General features: G+C 67.4%; 15 protein-coding genes and 1 tRNA gene. 9 read left to right on the top strand and 7 right to left on the bottom strand.

Annotated features, from left to right (window positions below; genetic code table 11):
• Positions 1-77: transfer RNA gene (locus BME24068_RS14710), tRNA-Asp, on the top strand.
• A gap of 327 nt (positions 78-404) precedes the next feature.
• A complete protein-coding gene (locus BME24068_RS14705; RefSeq protein ID WP_096507298.1) occupies positions 405-869 on the top strand; it encodes a GNAT family N-acetyltransferase in 465 nt (154 codons plus the stop codon).
• 24 nt (positions 870-893) lie between these two features.
• Here the strand turns inward: BME24068_RS14705 and BME24068_RS14700 are convergent, their stop codons facing one another.
• Positions 894-1,775, bottom strand: a complete 882-nt coding sequence (locus tag BME24068_RS14700) for an AraC family transcriptional regulator (protein ID WP_096507299.1) — start codon at positions 1,773-1,775, stop codon at positions 894-896.
• Between the two features lie 286 nt (positions 1,776-2,061).
• On the opposite strand from BME24068_RS14700, the gene BME24068_RS14695 reads away from it, so the two are divergent.
• Positions 2,062-2,475 (top strand): gamma-glutamylcyclotransferase family protein, encoded by a 414-nt coding sequence (locus BME24068_RS14695; protein WP_096507300.1) that lies wholly within the window; start codon positions 2,062-2,064, stop codon positions 2,473-2,475.
• Between the two features lie 132 nt (positions 2,476-2,607).
• Here BME24068_RS14695 and aceB read toward each other — a convergent pair whose 3' ends face one another.
• Together aceB and BME24068_RS14685 are read right to left on the bottom strand one after the other, a co-directional pair.
• Complete coding sequence (aceB, locus tag BME24068_RS14690) at positions 2,608-4,200, bottom strand: malate synthase A (protein WP_174926518.1); 1,593 nt, start codon at positions 4,198-4,200, stop codon at positions 2,608-2,610.
• A 67-nt stretch (positions 4,201-4,267) separates the two neighbouring features.
• Positions 4,268-5,029: a haloacid dehalogenase type II gene (locus BME24068_RS14685; RefSeq protein WP_174926517.1), complete on the bottom strand. Its 762-nt coding sequence runs from the start codon at positions 5,027-5,029 to the stop codon at positions 4,268-4,270.
• 154 nt (positions 5,030-5,183) lie between these two features.
• Between BME24068_RS14685 and BME24068_RS14680 the strand changes: the two genes are divergently transcribed.
• Both BME24068_RS14680 and BME24068_RS14675 read left to right on the top strand, forming a co-directional pair.
• Positions 5,184-6,089, top strand: a complete 906-nt coding sequence (locus BME24068_RS14680; RefSeq protein ID WP_096507303.1) for a LysR family transcriptional regulator — start codon at positions 5,184-5,186, stop codon at positions 6,087-6,089.
• A 192-nt stretch (positions 6,090-6,281) separates the two neighbouring features.
• Positions 6,282-6,716: a universal stress protein gene (locus BME24068_RS14675; protein ID WP_096507304.1), complete on the top strand. Its 435-nt coding sequence runs from the start codon at positions 6,282-6,284 to the stop codon at positions 6,714-6,716.
• A 229-nt stretch (positions 6,717-6,945) separates the two neighbouring features.
• On the opposite strand, the gene aceA is transcribed toward BME24068_RS14675, so the two are convergent.
• The 3 genes from aceA to BME24068_RS14660 all read right to left on the bottom strand — a co-directional run bounded on the left by aceA (position 6,946) and on the right by BME24068_RS14660 (position 10,835).
• Entirely contained in the window at positions 6,946-8,253 is a 1,308-nt protein-coding gene (aceA, locus tag BME24068_RS14670) for an isocitrate lyase (RefSeq protein WP_096507305.1), read from the bottom strand.
• Positions 8,254-8,638: 385 nt separating this feature from the next.
• Positions 8,639-10,195, bottom strand: a complete 1,557-nt coding sequence (locus tag BME24068_RS14665; protein ID WP_096507306.1) for a DEAD/DEAH box helicase — start codon at positions 10,193-10,195, stop codon at positions 8,639-8,641.
• A 370-nt stretch (positions 10,196-10,565) separates the two neighbouring features.
• Positions 10,566-10,835 (bottom strand): acyl-CoA-binding protein, encoded by a 270-nt coding sequence (locus BME24068_RS14660; protein ID WP_096507307.1) that lies wholly within the window; start codon positions 10,833-10,835, stop codon positions 10,566-10,568.
• Positions 10,836-10,983: 148 nt separating this feature from the next.
• Between BME24068_RS14660 and tsaB the strand changes: the two genes are divergently transcribed.
• The 4 genes from tsaB to BME24068_RS14640 are packed head-to-tail and all read left to right on the top strand — an operon-like array spanning position 10,984 to position 14,225.
• Positions 10,984-11,751 carry a tRNA (adenosine(37)-N6)-threonylcarbamoyltransferase complex dimerization subunit type 1 TsaB gene (tsaB, locus tag BME24068_RS14655; protein ID WP_174926516.1) on the top strand — a complete coding sequence of 256 codons (768 nt, stop codon included), beginning with the start codon at positions 10,984-10,986 and terminating at the stop codon, positions 11,749-11,751.
• Positions 11,748-12,248 carry a ribosomal protein S18-alanine N-acetyltransferase gene (gene rimI / locus BME24068_RS14650; RefSeq protein ID WP_096507309.1) on the top strand — a complete coding sequence of 167 codons (501 nt, stop codon included), beginning with the start codon at positions 11,748-11,750 and terminating at the stop codon, positions 12,246-12,248. The genes tsaB and rimI overlap by 4 nt, the downstream gene beginning before the upstream one ends.
• Positions 12,235-13,269: a uracil-DNA glycosylase gene (locus BME24068_RS14645; RefSeq protein WP_174926515.1), complete on the top strand. Its 1,035-nt coding sequence runs from the start codon at positions 12,235-12,237 to the stop codon at positions 13,267-13,269. The genes rimI and BME24068_RS14645 overlap by 14 nt, the downstream gene beginning before the upstream one ends.
• Complete coding sequence (locus tag BME24068_RS14640; protein WP_096507311.1) at positions 13,266-14,225, top strand: DUF1853 family protein; 960 nt, start codon at positions 13,266-13,268, stop codon at positions 14,223-14,225. Before BME24068_RS14645 ends, BME24068_RS14640 begins: the two co-directional genes overlap by 4 nt.
• Before the next feature lie 18 nt (positions 14,226-14,243).
• Here the strand turns inward: BME24068_RS14640 and thiD are convergent, their stop codons facing one another.
• Positions 14,244-15,053 (bottom strand): bifunctional hydroxymethylpyrimidine kinase/phosphomethylpyrimidine kinase, encoded by an 810-nt coding sequence (gene thiD / locus BME24068_RS14635; protein WP_174926514.1) that lies wholly within the window; start codon positions 15,051-15,053, stop codon positions 14,244-14,246.
• Positions 15,054-15,107 lie beyond the last annotated feature (54 nt).

The raw sequence follows: 15,107 nt of genomic DNA, 5'->3' as shown, positions 1-15,107 counted from the left end.
GGAGCGGTAGTTCAGTCGGTTAGAATACCGGCCTGTCACGCCGGGGGTCGCGGGTTCGAGTCCCGTCCGCTCCGCCAAAAAATGAAGAAGCCCGCCTTGTGCGGGCTTTTTCATTTGTATCGTTGGTTGCGCCCGTTGGCGGGCGCGTGACTGCGGCGCGGAGGAAGCCGCCTGCGCGGCTTCCGGCGGGACTCGAAGGGCTGCGCATGCATGCGCAGCCGCGGCCTGCGAGACGTAGGCGAGTCCCGTCCGCTCCGCCAGAAAATGAAGAAGCCCGCCTCGTGCGGGCTTTTTCATTCGTGCTTCAGCGTGTGCGCCACCGTTGGCGCCGCTACGAGAAATTCGCGATTGCATCCGCCCGCGACTGCGCTATCGTGGCGGGATGCGTTCTTGACCCCTGCGCGATGCTCGATCCGACCGACCTGCGATTGCTGTACCAGCTCCGGCCCGCGGAGCCTGGCGATTTCCCGTTTGCCGAAGCGCTGACGCACGGCAACATGGGCGGCTATTACAAGCGCCACGGGCTTGTCTGGCGCAGCGACCTGTTCTATGCGAGCTGGCGCGAATCCGAGAACTTCATCCTGGAGGCCGACGGCGAGCGCATCGGCGTGCTGCGCGTGACCGAGGAAGGCGATTCGCTGCATATCCGCGACGTGCAGATCGCGGCCGGCCATCGCGGGCAGGGCGCCGGCACCTACATGCTCGACATGTCGCATCGCTGGGCGCGCGCCCGCGGGCTGCACGAACTGCAGTTGCGCGTGTTCGTCGACAATCCCGCCGCGCGGCTCTACCAGCGCATGGGCTACCGCGTCACCGGGCCGAGGCTTGCGCAGCTCGGATCGATCCGTCATATGGTGCGCCCCGTCTGAACGCGCAAGGATGCGACGCGCTGCTCAGCGTCCGGCGTCGATCGCATCGTCGTCGGACACTTCGTCGTCCGCCGCGATGCTGCCTTCCGGGCCGCGGTGTTCGTAGCCGCGCAGCATGAACGCGCGCGGGCTTTCGCCGAATGCGCGCCGGAACATCGCCGAAAACGCACTCTGGCTTTGATAGCCGAGCTCGCGCGCGATATGCGACAGCGGCCGACCCTGGTTCAACAGCGGGATGGCGCGCGCGAGCAGCGCCTGCTGCCGCCATTGCGAGAAGCTCACACCGAGTTCCTGCTTGAAAAGTCGCGAGATCGTGCGTGTGCTCGCGCCGACCTCGCTCGCCCAGTGTTCGAGCGACTCCGCGTGCGCGGGTTGTGCGAGCACCGATTCGCACAGCGTGCGCAACCGTTTTTCGTCGGGCATCGGCACCGCGAGCGGCAGCGGTTCGGCGTGGCTCAGTTCGTCGAGCACGAGCCCGCACAGCAGCCGCTCGCGGGTGCTGCTCAGGTCGCGCGCGTCGAGCGCGACGATCAGTTCGCGCAGCAAGCCCGTCACTTCGACGACCCGGCACGCGTCGAGCCCGTCCGGCACGATCGACTCGTCGATATACAGCGTGCGCAAATACGCCTCTTCGACGATCACGACCTCGTGCGTAATGTGCGGCGGCACCCAGATCGCGCGGGACGGCGGCACCATCCACGTCGTCCCGGTCGTTGCGACGCGCAGCACGCCGCGCGACGCGTACGCGAGCTGCGCCCACGCGTGCGTGTGCAGCGGGATCCGGCGGCCGGCATCCACCTGCCGCGCGCGAACGCGCATCGGGTGAACGCGCGTGGGCGCGAACTCGGGCGGGATGTCGATCACGTCGTAGGGATTCGATGCGTCGGCTTGGACAGGCGGATTCATGGACGACTCGGGCTGCGCGGCGGCGATGCCGTTATTTTAGAAGGCGCCGCGCAGGCGCATGCGGCGGTTTTTCGGCCGATAATGCACCGTTCAAATGAACTTTGTATGGGGCCGTGCGAATTCCGGCGTGCGGCACGAGCCGGTGCCGGGCAGTGTCGCCCGTCGAAAAGAACCTTCGGGCCGCCATCACGGTCTATCGATGCGGACGTGTTTTGTGCGTTCTGCGGGCGAGCGACGCGCACGCGGCGTCCGGTCCGGCAACACCTGAATCGAAGAGGAGAACCAGATGCGCTACGTATTCGTCTACGGCACGTTGAGAGCGGGAGAAGCCAACGACATCGGCCATGCGGCCACGCGGCACGGGATTACCGCGCCGACGCTGCTCGGTGCGGTCGCGCTGCCGGGCGAACTGTACGATTTCGGCACGTATCCGGGGATGATCGCCGGCCCGGCCGGCCGGTCGCTGGTATGGGGCGACGTCTATGAAGTCGACGAGCAGTTGATGCCCGTGCTCGACGAGATCGAGCGCGTCTATCCGGGCGTCGACACGCTGTTCCGTCAGGAACCGGTGAGCGTCGAACTCGGCGGCCGTGAGTATGCGTGCGTCTACTATCCGGTTGCCGCGCATGCGGTGGCCGACCGTCCGCGCATCGCGTCGGGCGACTGGGTCCAGCATCGGCGCGAGCGGGAAGCCGCCTGAGCCTTCGTGCGGCCGACAGCCGCGCCGCAAAAAGAAAAAAGCGCTCCGCGGAGCGCTTTTTTCATGCCGCCGTGCCGTAGGGCAGGCGGGCAGAACGACAAAGACCAGGCCCGGCAGGGCCCGGTCCGGCCGTCAGATTTCCTCGTACAGCGGCAGCGTCAGGAATTCGGTGAAGCCTTCCGACGTCGACATCTGTTCGAAGATCGCCGCGGCACGCTCGTACGGCTGCGTGTTGCCGCCGACCGAGCGCTTCACGTTGTCGAGCTCGGCCTTCGCGTATTCGCGCACGAGTTCCGCCGTGACCTTGCGGCCGTCGTCGAGCACGCCCTTCGGCGAACGGATCCACTGCCACACCTGCGAGCGGGAGATCTCGGCCGTGGCCGCATCTTCCATCAGGTTGTGGATCGGCACGCAGCCGTTGCCGTCGAGCCATGCACCGAGATAGTGGATACCGACGTTGATGTTGTTGCGCAGGCCGGTTTCGGTGATCGGCGCTTCAGGCTGGAAGTCGAGCAGGTTCTTGCCTTCGATCTGCACGTCGTCGCGCTGCTTCGCGATCTGGTTCGGCTTGTCGCCGAGCACCTTGACGAATTCTTCCATCGCGATCGGCACGAGGCCCGGGTGTGCGACCCAGCCGCCGTCGTAGCCGTCGGTCGCGTCGCGCTGCTTGTCCGAGCGCACGCCGCCCATCGCCTTCTCGTTCGCTTCCGGATCGTTCTTGATCGGAATCAGTGCGCTCATCCCGCCGATCGCCGGCGCGTTGCGCTTGTGGCAGGTCTTCAGCAGCAGCAGCGCGTACGCGCGCATGAACGGCACCGTCATCGTGATCTTCGAACGGTCGGCCAGGCAGAAATCGCGGTCGTTCTTGAACTTCTTGATCGCCGAGAAGATGTAGTCCCAGCGGCCGGCGTTCAGGCCCGAGCTGTGTTCGCGCAATTCGTACAGGATCTCGTCCATCTCGAACGCGGCGAGGATCGTTTCGATCAGCACGGTCGCGCGGATCGTGCCGCGCGGCACGCCGACCCCTTCCTGTGCGGCGACGAAGATGTCGTTCCACAGGCGCGCCTCGAGATGGCTTTCCATCTTCGGCAGATAGAAGTACGGGCCCGAGCCGCGCGCGATCAGCTCCTTCGCGTTGTGGAACAGGAACAGCGCGAAATCGAAGATGCCGCCGGACACGCGCTGGCCGTCGACCGTCACGTGCTTCTCGTCGAGGTGCCAGCCGCGCGGACGCACGATCAGCGTCGCGACCTTGTCGTTCAACTGGTACGACTTGCCGTTCTGCTCGAGCGAGATCGTGCGGCGCACCGCGTCCTTCAGGTTGATCTGGCCGTCGATCTGGTTCGTCCAGTTCGGCGCGTTCGAATCCTCGAAGTCCGTCATGTACGAATCGGCGCCCGAGTTCAGCGCGTTGATGATCATCTTGCGCTCGACGGGGCCCGTGATCTCGACACGGCGGCATTGCAGGTCGGCCGGCAGCGGCGCGACTTTCCAGTCGCCTTCGCGGATCGCCTTCGTGTCGGCCAGGAAGTCGGGGCGTTCGCCGGCATCGAGGCGCTGGGTGCGCTCGACGCGGGCCTGCAGCAGCGCCTGGCGGCGCGGTTCGAACGTGCGGTGCAGCGCTGCGACGAGTGCGAGCGCTTCGGGCGTCAGGATCGCTTCGTAACCCGGCTTGATTTCGCCGGTGATCGCCATGCCTTGCGGCAGCGTGATCGGGGTGCTCATGAGTCTCATCTCCTTGGTCGGTCAGTTGCGGTTTCGGTGAAGGGGGAAGGCGGCAGCGCTGCGAACGTCATGCGCCCGGGCTGGGGCGCGCGCGGTTTGCGGGTTTGCCGGACGGAGCCGGGGTGGCGAGGAATGCGAGCAGGTCGGCCATGCCGGTGCCCGTGCCGTCGGGCGGCGTGCCGAGTTCCTCGGCGGGTGCGCCCGTGCGGTTGAGCCAGAACGTCGTGTAGCCGAACCATGCGGCCCCCGCGACGTCCCAGGCGTTCGACGACACGAACACGATGTCGCGCGGGTTCGCGCCGAACGCGGCCGTGCCGAGTGCGTACGCGACGGGGCTCGGCTTGTACGCGCGGACGGCATCGGCCGACAGCACGCGATCGAACAGGCCGCTCATGCCGGCGCTCTTGATCGCGATGTCGAGCATCTGCGGGGTGCCGTTCGACAGGATCGCGAGCGGCGGGCGCGGTTCGAGCGCGCGCAGCTTGCGCAGCGCGGGCACCGTGTCGGGATAGGTGGACAGGCACGCGTATTCGTCCATCAACCGCTTTTCGGCCGCGCTGTTCAGCGCGAGCCCGAGCCGGCGTGCGGCGAACCGCAGCGCGTCGAGCGTGATGTCGCGGAACGGGCGATAGCGCGCGCCGGCCGGATCGGCCAGCGTGCGCAACTGCGAGTATTCGATTTGCTTGCGTCGCCACAGCTGCGACAACCGTTCCCCGTGTCCGGGAAACATCTGCTCCGCAGCGGCCAGCACCGCGCGCACGTCGAACAACGTGCCGAATGCGTCGAAGATGATTGCGTCGGGAGAGGAGAGTGTCGTTGTGGCCGACATAGCCTTGCGCTCCAGTTTCAGAGGTCGGATCGATTCTATTCGTGATCGCAGGTGCTAAAAAAGACGCTAATCATCACTTGATCTTTTACTTTCATATACCTAATCTTGAGCGGCTTCAGTCATGTGAAGGGCGGAAACGCCATCCTTTCGAGTCATGGACCGGTTCAAACAGATCGAAACGTTCGCCGCGGTCGCGGCGAAGGGCAGCCTGTCGGCGGCCGCGCACGCGGAAGGCGTCGCGCCGGCCATCATCGGCCGTCGCCTCGACGCGCTCGAGGAGCGGCTCGGCGTCAAGCTGCTGGTGCGCACGACGCGCAAGCTCACGCTGACCTTCGAGGGCTCGGCATTCCTCGAGGATTGCCAGCGGATCATCAACGACATGCAGAACGCCGAGGCGAGCGTGTCCGCCGGCGGCGTGAAGGCGAGCGGCCACCTGCGGATTTCGGCGCCGGCCGGGTTCGGACGGCGCCACGTCGCGCCGCTCGTACCCGAATTCAGCGGCGCGCATCCGGACGTGTCGGTCACGCTGGATCTGTCCGACCGGATGGTCGACCTCGTCAACGAGGGGTTCGATTGCGCGGTGCGGCTCGGCGAACTGCCCGACTCGTCCCTCGTGTCGCTCAAGCTCGGCGAGAACCGCCGCGTGTGCGTGGCGTCGCCCGCGTATCTCGCGCGGCGCGGCACGCCGGTCACGCTCGCGGAACTGGCACGTCACAACTGTCTCGCGCTTGCCGCGAACGCGAACCAGCAGCGCGGCTGGGCGTTCCAGGAGGACGACAAGGTCGTGTCGATTCGCGTGAACGGCACGATGGAGTGCTCGGACGGCGCGGTGCTGCACGAGTGGTGCCTCGCCGGTTACGGCCTCGCATGGCGATCGTGGTGGGAGGTGGGCGAGGACATCGCGGCCGGCCACCTCGTCAGCGTGCTCGACGCGTTCGCGGCGCCGCCGATCGGCATTCACGCGGTATTCCCGCAGCGTCGCCACCTGCCGTTGCGCGTGCGCCTTTTTCTCGATTACCTGAAACATACGTACGAAAGGCCCGGGTATTGGGGCGAGTAGGGTGCCGGCCGCTCGAGCCGATGCAGGTGGCGAGCCGTGCCGGCCCGCGTGTTTCCGATATGAGGGCGAACCCGCTGCCGGCGCCGGCCGCGCCGTTTCGCGCACTACAATCGAAACTGGCATGCGCGACGCGTCGCGGCCGGATCGCACGGGTTCGCGGCGCACGCGGTGCGACTGACGCAGGAGGGCGCGATGTTCCGGCACATCCTCGTTCCAACCGACGGTTCCGAACTGTCGCAAAAGGCGATCGACGGCGCGATCGATCTGGCGCGCGCGGTCGGCGCGCAGGTCACGGCCTATGCGTGCCTGCCGCAATATCCGTACTCGCCGTTTTCCGAAGTGATCATCGAGCCGCCCGCCGATTTCCGGGCGCGTAGCGAGCGTGAAGCGCGTGCGCATCTCGACGAGGTGCAGGCGGCCGCGCGGGAGGCCGGCGTCGTTTGCGACAGCTGGACGAGCGTGCATCCGTCGCCTTACCTCGGCATCATCGAGGCGGCCGAACGCGGCGGCTGCGACGTGATTTTCATGGCGTCCCACGGACGTCGCGGGCTCGGCAGCCTGTTGATCGGCAGCGAAACGCAGCGCGTGCTGACCCATACGAAAATTCCGGTGATCGTCTATCGGTAGAACTGGCGGCGGTTTTCGCCGCGCGGGCGGCCGCACGGCAGCGCTGTAGCGCCGCAGAAAAAGGGCGCGCCGGACGACGCCGGCGCGCGTTACGACTGGCGGCACGAGGCCGCGCGGCCGGTCGCGCGAGTCATCGCGCGCCTGCCGTCTCCTCCCTGATTTTTATTCGGTACTGCCCGATGCCGCGCCGTCGCGTGACGGACGGGCATCGGTGCGACACTGGCGCGCGTCAGGCGACCTTCTTGCCGTCGAAGAACTGTTCGTCTTCGGTCGAGCCGTGCAGCGCGGTCGTCGATGCTTCGCGCTCGACCGTCTGCGTCACTGCGTCGAAGTAGCCGGTGCCGACTTCGCGTTGATGCTTGACCGCCGTGAAGCCCTTGTCGGCCGCCGCGAACTCGGCTTGCTGCAACTCGACGAACGCGCTCATTTGCGTGCGGGCATAGCCGTGCGCGAGGTTGAACATCGAGTAGTTCAGCGCATGGAAGCCGGCCAGCGTGATGAACTGGAACTTGTAGCCCATCGCGCCGAGTTCCTTCTGGAACTTCGCGATCGTCGCGTCGTCGAGGTTCTTCTTCCAGTTGAACGACGGCGAGCAGTTGTACGACAGCATCTTGCCCGGGAACTGCTTGTGGATCGCTTCCGCGAACTTCTTCGCGTACTCGAGATCCGGCTTGCCGGTTTCGCACCAGACGAGGTCGGCGTACGGCGCATAGGCGAGGCCGCGCGAGATCGCCTGCTCGATGCCCGGCTTCGTGCGGAAGAAGCCTTCGACCGTGCGCTCGCCCGTCAGGAACGGCTTGTCGTTGTCGTCGACGTCGGACGTGATCAGATCCGCTGCTTCCGCGTCGGTACGTGCCACCAGCACCGTCGGCGTGCCCATCACGTCGGCCGCGAGACGCGCCGCCGACAGCTTCGCGACCGCCTCGCGTGTCGGCACGAGCACCTTGCCGCCCATGTGGCCGCACTTCTTCACGGAAGCGAGCTGGTCTTCGAAGTGGACGCCCGATGCGCCGGCCTCGATCATCGCCTTCATCAGCTCGAACGCGTTCAGCACGCCGCCGAAGCCGGCTTCCGCGTCCGCGACGATCGGTGCGAAGAAGTCGACATAGCCGTCGTCGCCCGGGTTCTTGCCTTCCGACCACTGGATCTGGTCGGCACGCGTCAGCGTGTTGTTGATGCGCTTGACGACGAGCGGCACCGAATTGGCCGGGTACAGCGACTGGTCCGGGTACATTTCGCCGGCGACGTTCGCGTCGCCCGCCACTTGCCAGCCGGACAGGTAGATCGCCTTCAGGCCGGCTTTCACCTGCTGCATGGCCTGGTTGCCGGTCAGCGCGCCGAGGGCGTTGACGAACGGCGCTTCATTGATGAGGCTCCACAGCTTTTCGGCGCCGCGCTTGGCCAGCGTGTGCTCGACCACAATCGAGCCGCGCAGGCGGACCACGTCCTCAGCCGTGTAGCCGCGCTTGATGCCCTTCCAGCGCGAATCGGATTCCCATTGTTTTTGCAGTTCCTGTGCCTGTTGCTGACGCGACATGATGCGCTCCTTGATGTGCGTGTTGCCTAATGGGTCAAAACGGACGGTGGCGATGCTGTTCTCGAAGCGGGCGGGTGTTGCATGCCGGTTCGTGAAGTCTTGTATAAGAGTCTAGGCAAATCGACCGGAGCGGGACAGGGACTTTTTCAGGATGGGTGTGAAATTTTTATTTTTATAAATCAATGAATTGCGATGTGAATTTCGTAATGAGGAACGTATTTTCCCATCCTGCAATTGTAAGGTTGTGCCACGCAGCATGATTTTTTACGACGCAAAAAATTTTTCCGCATCGTGAAATGCGGCGCGGGACGAAAAAAAACCGGCGCGGATGCGCCGGTCTGCCCGATGGGTAGGGCGGGGCGGCCGAGCGGCCGCCCGTGCGTGCTTACGACGCGGAATTGCTGCGACGCGGGCCGCTGCTGCGCTGGCCGTCGCGACGCGGGCCGCCGTCACGGCTGCCGCTCGGCTTGCCGCTCCAGCCGCCGCCATTGCCGCCGCCGTAGCTGCGGCCGCCGTTGCCACCACCGTTGCCGCCGTAACCGCCGCCCGGCTTGCCGCCGAAACGGCGACCGCCGTTACCGCCGCCCGGACGGCCGCGGCCGCCGGTGCCGCGATCGTTGCGCGGGGGCGCCTTGCGCGGTTCGAAGCCTTCGATCACGTTGACCGGCAGCGGCGCGCGCACGAAGCGCTCGATGCGCTTGAGCGCGCCTTGCTCGGCGTGGTGCACGAGGCTCACCGCGGTGCCCGAACGGCCGGCACGGCCCGTACGGCCGATACGGTGCACGTAGTCTTCCGCGAACTTCGGCAGGTCGTAGTTGAACACGTGCGTGATGCCCGGGATGTCGATACCGCGTGCCGCGACGTCGGTCGCGACCAGCACGCGCACGCGACGCTCGCGCAGCGCACGGATCGTGCGGTTACGCGCGCCCTGCGGCAGGTCGCCGTGCAGTGCGGCCGATTCGAAGCCTGCGTCGGCGAGACGGCCGGCGAGCTGGTCGGCGTCGATCTTGGTCGCCGTGAAGATGATCGCCTGGTCGAGCGCGTCGTCGCGCAGCAGGTGATCGAGCAGGCGATCCTTGTGGTCGCGGTCGTCGACGTAATGCACGGTCTGCGCGATGTTCGCGCGCGATTCGAGGCGCTGCTGGATTTCGATGCGCTCCGGATCCTTCAGCAGGCGGCTCGTCAGCGAACCGATCTTGCCGTCGAGCGTGGCCGAGAACAGCATCGTCTGACGCGACTCGGGCGTGGCGGCGACGATCGTTTCGATGTCGTCGATGAAGCCCATGTCGAGCATGCGGTCGGCTTCGTCGAGCACGAGCATCTTCAGCTCGGACAGGTCGATGCGGCCACGCTCGAGGTGGTCGAGCAGACGGCCCGGCGTTGCAACCAGGATTTCCGGGTTCTTCGCGAGCAGCATCAGCTGCTGGCCGTAAGCGACACCGCCGAGGATGCTGACGGTGCGCAGGCGCTTCAGGTGCTTGCCGTAGGTCGACGCGGCCGTGGTGACCTGCATTGCGAGTTCACGGGTCGGCGTCAGCACGAGCAGGCCCGGGCGGGCGACGGGCTGCGGGCGGCGCACGCGGCGGTCGCCCTGGTTCGGTTCACGCGGCGCGCGCGGTTGCTGCGCCAGCGTCTTCTGGAGTTGCGCGAAGCGTTCGATCGCGGGCAGCATGAAGGCAGCGGTCTTGCCCGAACCGGTCGGGCTCGATACCAGCAGATCCCGACCGGCGATGCCGGCCGGGATCGCGCGCTGCTGGACCGGCGTCGGCTTGGCGTAGCCGGCGGCCTGCAGCGCGGAGACGATCTCCGGCGACAGCCCGAGCGACGCGAAAGTCGGCTCGTCCGACGCCGGTTCGACCGCGGCCGGTGCGGCGGCGTCGTCGAGACCGAGCGCCTGGTCGGCGATCGCGTTGAGCGGGCTGGTGTTGATGCTCGAAGTCATAACAATCCTTGAAACACAGTGGGTGAAACGTCGGCGCCAATCGCGCATACCCAAGTCGTCGGATTCAGCGAGCAAATCGGGAAACGGGTGCAATCCACCGAACCTTCGGCGGATGAGGCATTAGAAGCTGTTTTGGGTGCGGCGCGCTTCTGGAGCGAGGCCGCCAGCCTAGTTGACGACCGCGAGGGTCGAAGCAGGAGGGGACAGGTTCTAAACCGGATTGGAGCTTAACGCTACGAGGCGTCAGGCCGGAACGGCTTACGAGCCGAGCGCGGGAGGTGACGCAGGCCGCATTATAAAGACTTTTGCTGCGCTGCGCCACTGATTTGATTGCCTATTGCGTTGCCTACCGCAGGCGGGGACGGAGCGATCAGGACGCCGTGCCGTTCTTCAGCGATTCGACGAGCTCGATGTACTGCTGCTTCGCCGCATCCTGCGACGTGCCTTTCAGCGCGTCCCACGCATCGTACTTGTACTTGCCGACGATGTCGGTGAAGCCCGGCTTGTCGCCGTGCGCATCGCCGTCGGTGGCCTGCTTGAAGAGCGCGTACAGGCGCAGCAGGGTCAGGTTGCCCGGACGCTCGGTCAGTTGTTTGACGTCGACCTGGGCCTGGTCGAATTGGGCGGTGAGTTCGCTCATCGTGTGTCTCCGTAAGGGTTTCAAGTTGGGGCGATCTTAGCAAGCGAAGCGCCGCGCGGGGTCGAGCGATCCTTCCAAACCGACGGCGGCGCGGGCGCAGGGGCGGAATCGGGCCCGATCGCCCGTGGGAGCGGGGCGCCGCATTACAATGTCGGCCATGACGCAAACAGTGCTCCTCGCCATCGATACGTCGACCGAATACTGCTCGGTCGCGCTGCTGCGCTCGGCTCAGGCCGATGACGCCGTTTCCACCCCGCAAACCTGGGTCCGCCACGAACTGACGGGCGCCGTGTCGAGCACGCGCGTGCTGCCGGCGATCCAGGAGATTTTTGCCGAATCGGGCCTGACGCTCGCCGACTGCGACGCGATCGCGTTCGGCGCGGGCCCCGGCTCGTTTACCGGACTGCGCACCGCGACCGGCATTACCCAGGGCCTCGCGTTCGGGCGCGGGCTGCCGGTCGTGCCGATCGGCACGCTGCTCGCATGCGCCGAGCACGCGCGGTTGCGTGCGCCCGGCACGACGCGAGTGCTGGCTGCGCTCGACGCGCGAATGGACGAAGCGTACTGGGCCGACTTCGCGTGGGACGACAGTACGGGCGACTGGCGCACGCTGCATCCGGCTTCGCTCGATGCGCCGGGCGCCGTCGGCGTACCCGACGCGCCGTTTACGCTGGCGGGCAACGCGGCGGCTGCATTCGGCGCGCAGTTGCCGGCCGCGGCGCGCGCGGCCGCGATCGACGGTGACGCGCTGCCGCATGCGCTGGCGGTCGCGCATGCCGCGCTGCGGGCGTTTCGCGCCGGCCGTGCGGTGCCGGCCGATCAGGCCGCGCCAGAATACGTGCGCGACAAGGTCGCGCAGACCACCGCGGAGCGGGTCGCGGCGCGTGCCGCGCAGGCGGGCGGAGCGAAAGGATGACCGGCGTACTGCTGAGCGACCGCTATCTGTCGCCGATGACCGATACGGATCTCGACGAGGTCGTCGCGATCGAGCAGGTCGCGTACGAATTCCCGTGGAGCCGCGGCAACTTCGAGGATTCGCTGCGCAACGGCTATTTCGGCGTGTGCCTGCGGCACGTGACGGGCGCGCTCGTCGGCTACTGCGTGCTGATGCCGGTGATCGACGAGATGCACCTGCTGAACCTGTGCGTCGCGCCGGCCGCCCAGCAATCGGGCGCGGGCCTCGCGCTGCTGCGTGAAGCCGTGCGCGTTTCTCGCGCGGAAGGGCTCGACGGCGTGCTGCTCGAGGTGCGACCGTCCAATCTGCGCGCGGTCCATCTGTACGAGCGTTTCGGTTTCGTCACGATCGGCCGGCGCAAGAACTACTATCCGGCGCGGCATCGCAGCCGGGAGGACGCGATCGTGATGCGTCTGACGCTGAACAAGGATGGAGGGGACGCGCATGACGTGGGCTGAAGCAGCGCTCGAGGAAATGGGGCTCGCGCAGCGCTGGGTGCGGCGCGGGCAGCGCGTGGAAAGCGCCGCGGCGACCGACGCGCCCGCTGCGGTGGACGAGCCGTCTGTCGTTGCGGCTGCAACCGTCGCGCAAGCGTTGCAGCCGGCGGTCGAGCCGGCGCGCGACACACAGGTTCCGGCAGCCCGTGAACGCGCACGTGACGATGCGCCGCCGGCTGGCGGGCCCGCGCGCGGTGCGGTGCCGGCCGATGGCGCGGGCAACGCTGACCGTGCGGCGATCGCCGAAAGTCGTGCTCCCGTGCAGCGCATGCCGGCGGCTGCCGCGGACGACATGCCGCCGGTCACCGAAGACGATTTCGCGTGGTTCGACGCCGCGCCGCCGGGCGATCCGCTGCCGGCCGTCGAGCCGCGTCCTGCCGCAACACCGGTTGCGGCGCTCGACTGGGATGCGCTCGCCGCGCGCGTGGCCGGTTGCACGAGCTGCCGTCTGTGCGAAAAACGCACCAACACCGTGTTCGGTGTCGGCGATCGCGACGCGGACTGGATGCTGGTCGGCGAAGCGCCGGGCGAGAACGAGGACAAGCAGGGCGAGCCGTTCGTCGGCCAGGCCGGCAAGCTGCTCGACAACATGCTGCAGTCGCTGTCGCTCAAGCGCGGCGAGAACGTCTACATCGCGAACGTGATCAAGTGCCGGCCGCCCGGCAACCGCAATCCGGAACCCGACGAGGTCGCGCGTTGCGAGCCGTACCTGCAGCGTCAGGTCGCGCTCGTGAAGCCGAAGCTGATCGTCGCGCTCGGTCGTTTCGCCGCACAGACGCTGCTGAAGACCGACGCGAGCATCGCGTCGCTGCGCGGGCGCGTGCACCAGTACGAGGGCGTGCCGGTGATCGTCACCTACCACCCTGCGTATCTGCTGCGCAGCCTGCAGGACAAGTCGAAGGCCTGGGCCGATCTGTGTCTCGCCCGCGACACGTTCCTGCGCGCAGGCAGCGCCGACGCGAACGAGCCGTCCGGACAATGACGAGCGGCGCGGCGTTCGCGTTCGTCGATACGCTGCGCGATGTCGCGGTTCGCGACCTGGGCTGGCTCCTCGCGAGCCCGAGCCTGCTCACCGCGGCGCCCGGCGCGCCGCTCGCGCATCCGTGGTCGGATGCGGTCGAACGGGTGGCCGTCGAAGCGTGGCTCGTCGCGCTCGACGCCGCGCCCGAGCCGTTGCACCGGGCGCTCGACGGGTTGCGGCCCGTACGGCTCGGCCGTTATGCCGAATGCCTGCTCGAATATTTCCTCACGCACGGGCCATCGCTGCGGCTCGTCGCCGCCAATCTGCCGCTACGCAGCAACGGCAAGACGCTCGGCGAAGTCGACTTCCTCGTCGATGCGCCGGGCGGGCAGCGCCTGCACTGGGAACTCGCGGTGAAGTGCTATCTGTGCGCGCCGGTGCGTGGCGACGCATCGCTCGCGGATTTCGTCGGGCCGAATCTCGTCGACCGCCTCGACCGCAAACGTAGCCGGCTGCTCGACCATCAGCTGAGATTGAGCGATCGCCACGGATTTGCGCTGCTCGGCTACGGCGCGCCGTCCGATGCACAGATGTTCGTCAAGGGGTGGTTGTTCTATCCGCATGGAGAGCCGCTGCCGCCGGTGTCCGCGGAAATCGCGGCGAATCATTCTCGCGGCTTCTGGCTCACGCATGCGCAGTGGCCGGACTGGGCAGCCTCGCAACCGGGCGGCGCGGCCTGGAACGTATTGGCGCGACTCGCATGGCTTGCGCCGCGGTATGGTGCGGCCGATGCCGCGCCCGAGCCGCTGGCGAACGCGCTCGCGCTGCCGTCGGTATTGACGGCGCGCCAGGCCCCCGCGCTGATCGGCGTTCATCGACAGGACGGCGACGGCGCATGGCGCGAGATGTCGCGCGGCTTCATCGTGCCGGACGACTGGCCCGCACGCGCGCAGGCGTTTGCCGCAGAAGGCGACTGATGCCGCGTCGCGCGGCGCTTACCACCAGCGATGAAAGTGATGGACGGGGCCGACGCCGTGGCCGACGTCGAGCCGGCCGCTCGCGGCGATCGCGCCGGTCAGATAGGCCTTCGCTTCGCGTACCGCGCTGACGAGATCGGGTTGTTGCGGCAGCAGCGCCGCGATTGCCGACGACAGCGTGCAGCCCGTGCCGTGCGTATTGCTGACGGGCACGCGTGTGCCGTCGAGCCGGACGTCATGCGCCGCATCGACGAGCCAGTCGGGGCTCGCGGCCGCATCGGGCAGGTGGCCGCCTTTCATCAGCACGGCGCGTGCACCGGTCTTCAGCAGCGCGCGGCCTTGCCGCACCATGTCGTCTTCGGTCGTCGCGGGTGCGTCGCCGAGCAGCGCGGCCGCTTCGGGCAGGTTCGGCGTGACGACGGTTGCGAGCGGCAGCAGGACGTCGCGCAGCGCGTCGACCGCGTCGGGCGCGAGCAGCGCATGCGAACTCTTCGAGATCATCACCGTATCGAGCACGACGAAGCGCGGTGCATGACGCCGCAGCGCGTCGGCGACCGCGTGCACGATCGCCGCGTTCGCGAGCATGCCGATCTTGACCGCGTCGATGCGGATGTCGTCGAACACGGCGTCGAGCTGCGCGGTGACGAACGACGCGTCCGGCGCGTGGACGCCGGTCACGCCGCGCGTGTTCTGCGCGGTCAGCGCGGTGATCACGCTCGCGCCGTACGCGCCGAGCGCGGAAAACGTCTTCAGATCGGCCTGGATGCCTGCGCCGCCGCCCGAGTCGGAGCCGGCGATCGTCAGGACGTTGGGTATCGGGTGCGTCATGATGGCAAGGCGCCGGTTCGAAGACCGGCGCCGACGGACGGAAACGGGAAGTGT

The organism is Burkholderia anthina (genome assembly GCF_902498995.1).
Classification (GTDB): Bacteria; Pseudomonadota; Gammaproteobacteria; order Burkholderiales; family Burkholderiaceae; genus Burkholderia; species Burkholderia anthina.
The sequence above is the reverse complement of the archived record's forward strand: the minus strand, read 5'-3'. Positions and strand labels throughout refer to the sequence as shown.

What these genes read in the sequence shown, in the direction of transcription:
- BME24068_RS14680 (WP_096507303.1), top strand. Translation starts at nt 5,184, where the DNA reads ATGGACCGGTTCAAACAGATCGAAACGTTCGCCGCGGTCGCGGCGAAG.
- BME24068_RS14700 (WP_096507299.1), bottom strand. Translation starts at nt 1,775, where the DNA reads ATGAATCCGCCTGTCCAAGCCGACGCATCGAATCCCTACGACGTGATC.
- BME24068_RS14675 (WP_096507304.1), top strand. Translation starts at nt 6,282, where the DNA reads ATGTTCCGGCACATCCTCGTTCCAACCGACGGTTCCGAACTGTCGCAA.
- BME24068_RS14705 (WP_096507298.1), top strand. Translation starts at nt 405, where the DNA reads ATGCTCGATCCGACCGACCTGCGATTGCTGTACCAGCTCCGGCCCGCG.
- aceA (WP_096507305.1), bottom strand. Translation starts at nt 8,253, where the DNA reads ATGTCGCGTCAGCAACAGGCACAGGAACTGCAAAAACAATGGGAATCC.
- BME24068_RS14645 (WP_174926515.1), top strand. Translation starts at nt 12,235, where the DNA reads ATGACGTGGGCTGAAGCAGCGCTCGAGGAAATGGGGCTCGCGCAGCGC.
- BME24068_RS14685 (WP_174926517.1), bottom strand. Translation starts at nt 5,029, where the DNA reads ATGTCGGCCACAACGACACTCTCCTCTCCCGACGCAATCATCTTCGAC.
- BME24068_RS14640 (WP_096507311.1), top strand. Translation starts at nt 13,266, where the DNA reads ATGACGAGCGGCGCGGCGTTCGCGTTCGTCGATACGCTGCGCGATGTC.
- thiD (WP_174926514.1), bottom strand. Translation starts at nt 15,053, where the DNA reads ATGACGCACCCGATACCCAACGTCCTGACGATCGCCGGCTCCGACTCG.
- BME24068_RS14660 (WP_096507307.1), bottom strand. Translation starts at nt 10,835, where the DNA reads ATGAGCGAACTCACCGCCCAATTCGACCAGGCCCAGGTCGACGTCAAA.
- BME24068_RS14665 (WP_096507306.1), bottom strand. Translation starts at nt 10,195, where the DNA reads ATGACTTCGAGCATCAACACCAGCCCGCTCAACGCGATCGCCGACCAG.
- tsaB (WP_174926516.1), top strand. Translation starts at nt 10,984, where the DNA reads ATGTCGGCCATGACGCAAACAGTGCTCCTCGCCATCGATACGTCGACC.
- rimI (WP_096507309.1), top strand. Translation starts at nt 11,748, where the DNA reads ATGACCGGCGTACTGCTGAGCGACCGCTATCTGTCGCCGATGACCGAT.
- aceB (WP_174926518.1), bottom strand. Translation starts at nt 4,200, where the DNA reads ATGAGCACCCCGATCACGCTGCCGCAAGGCATGGCGATCACCGGCGAA.
- BME24068_RS14695 (WP_096507300.1), top strand. Translation starts at nt 2,062, where the DNA reads ATGCGCTACGTATTCGTCTACGGCACGTTGAGAGCGGGAGAAGCCAAC.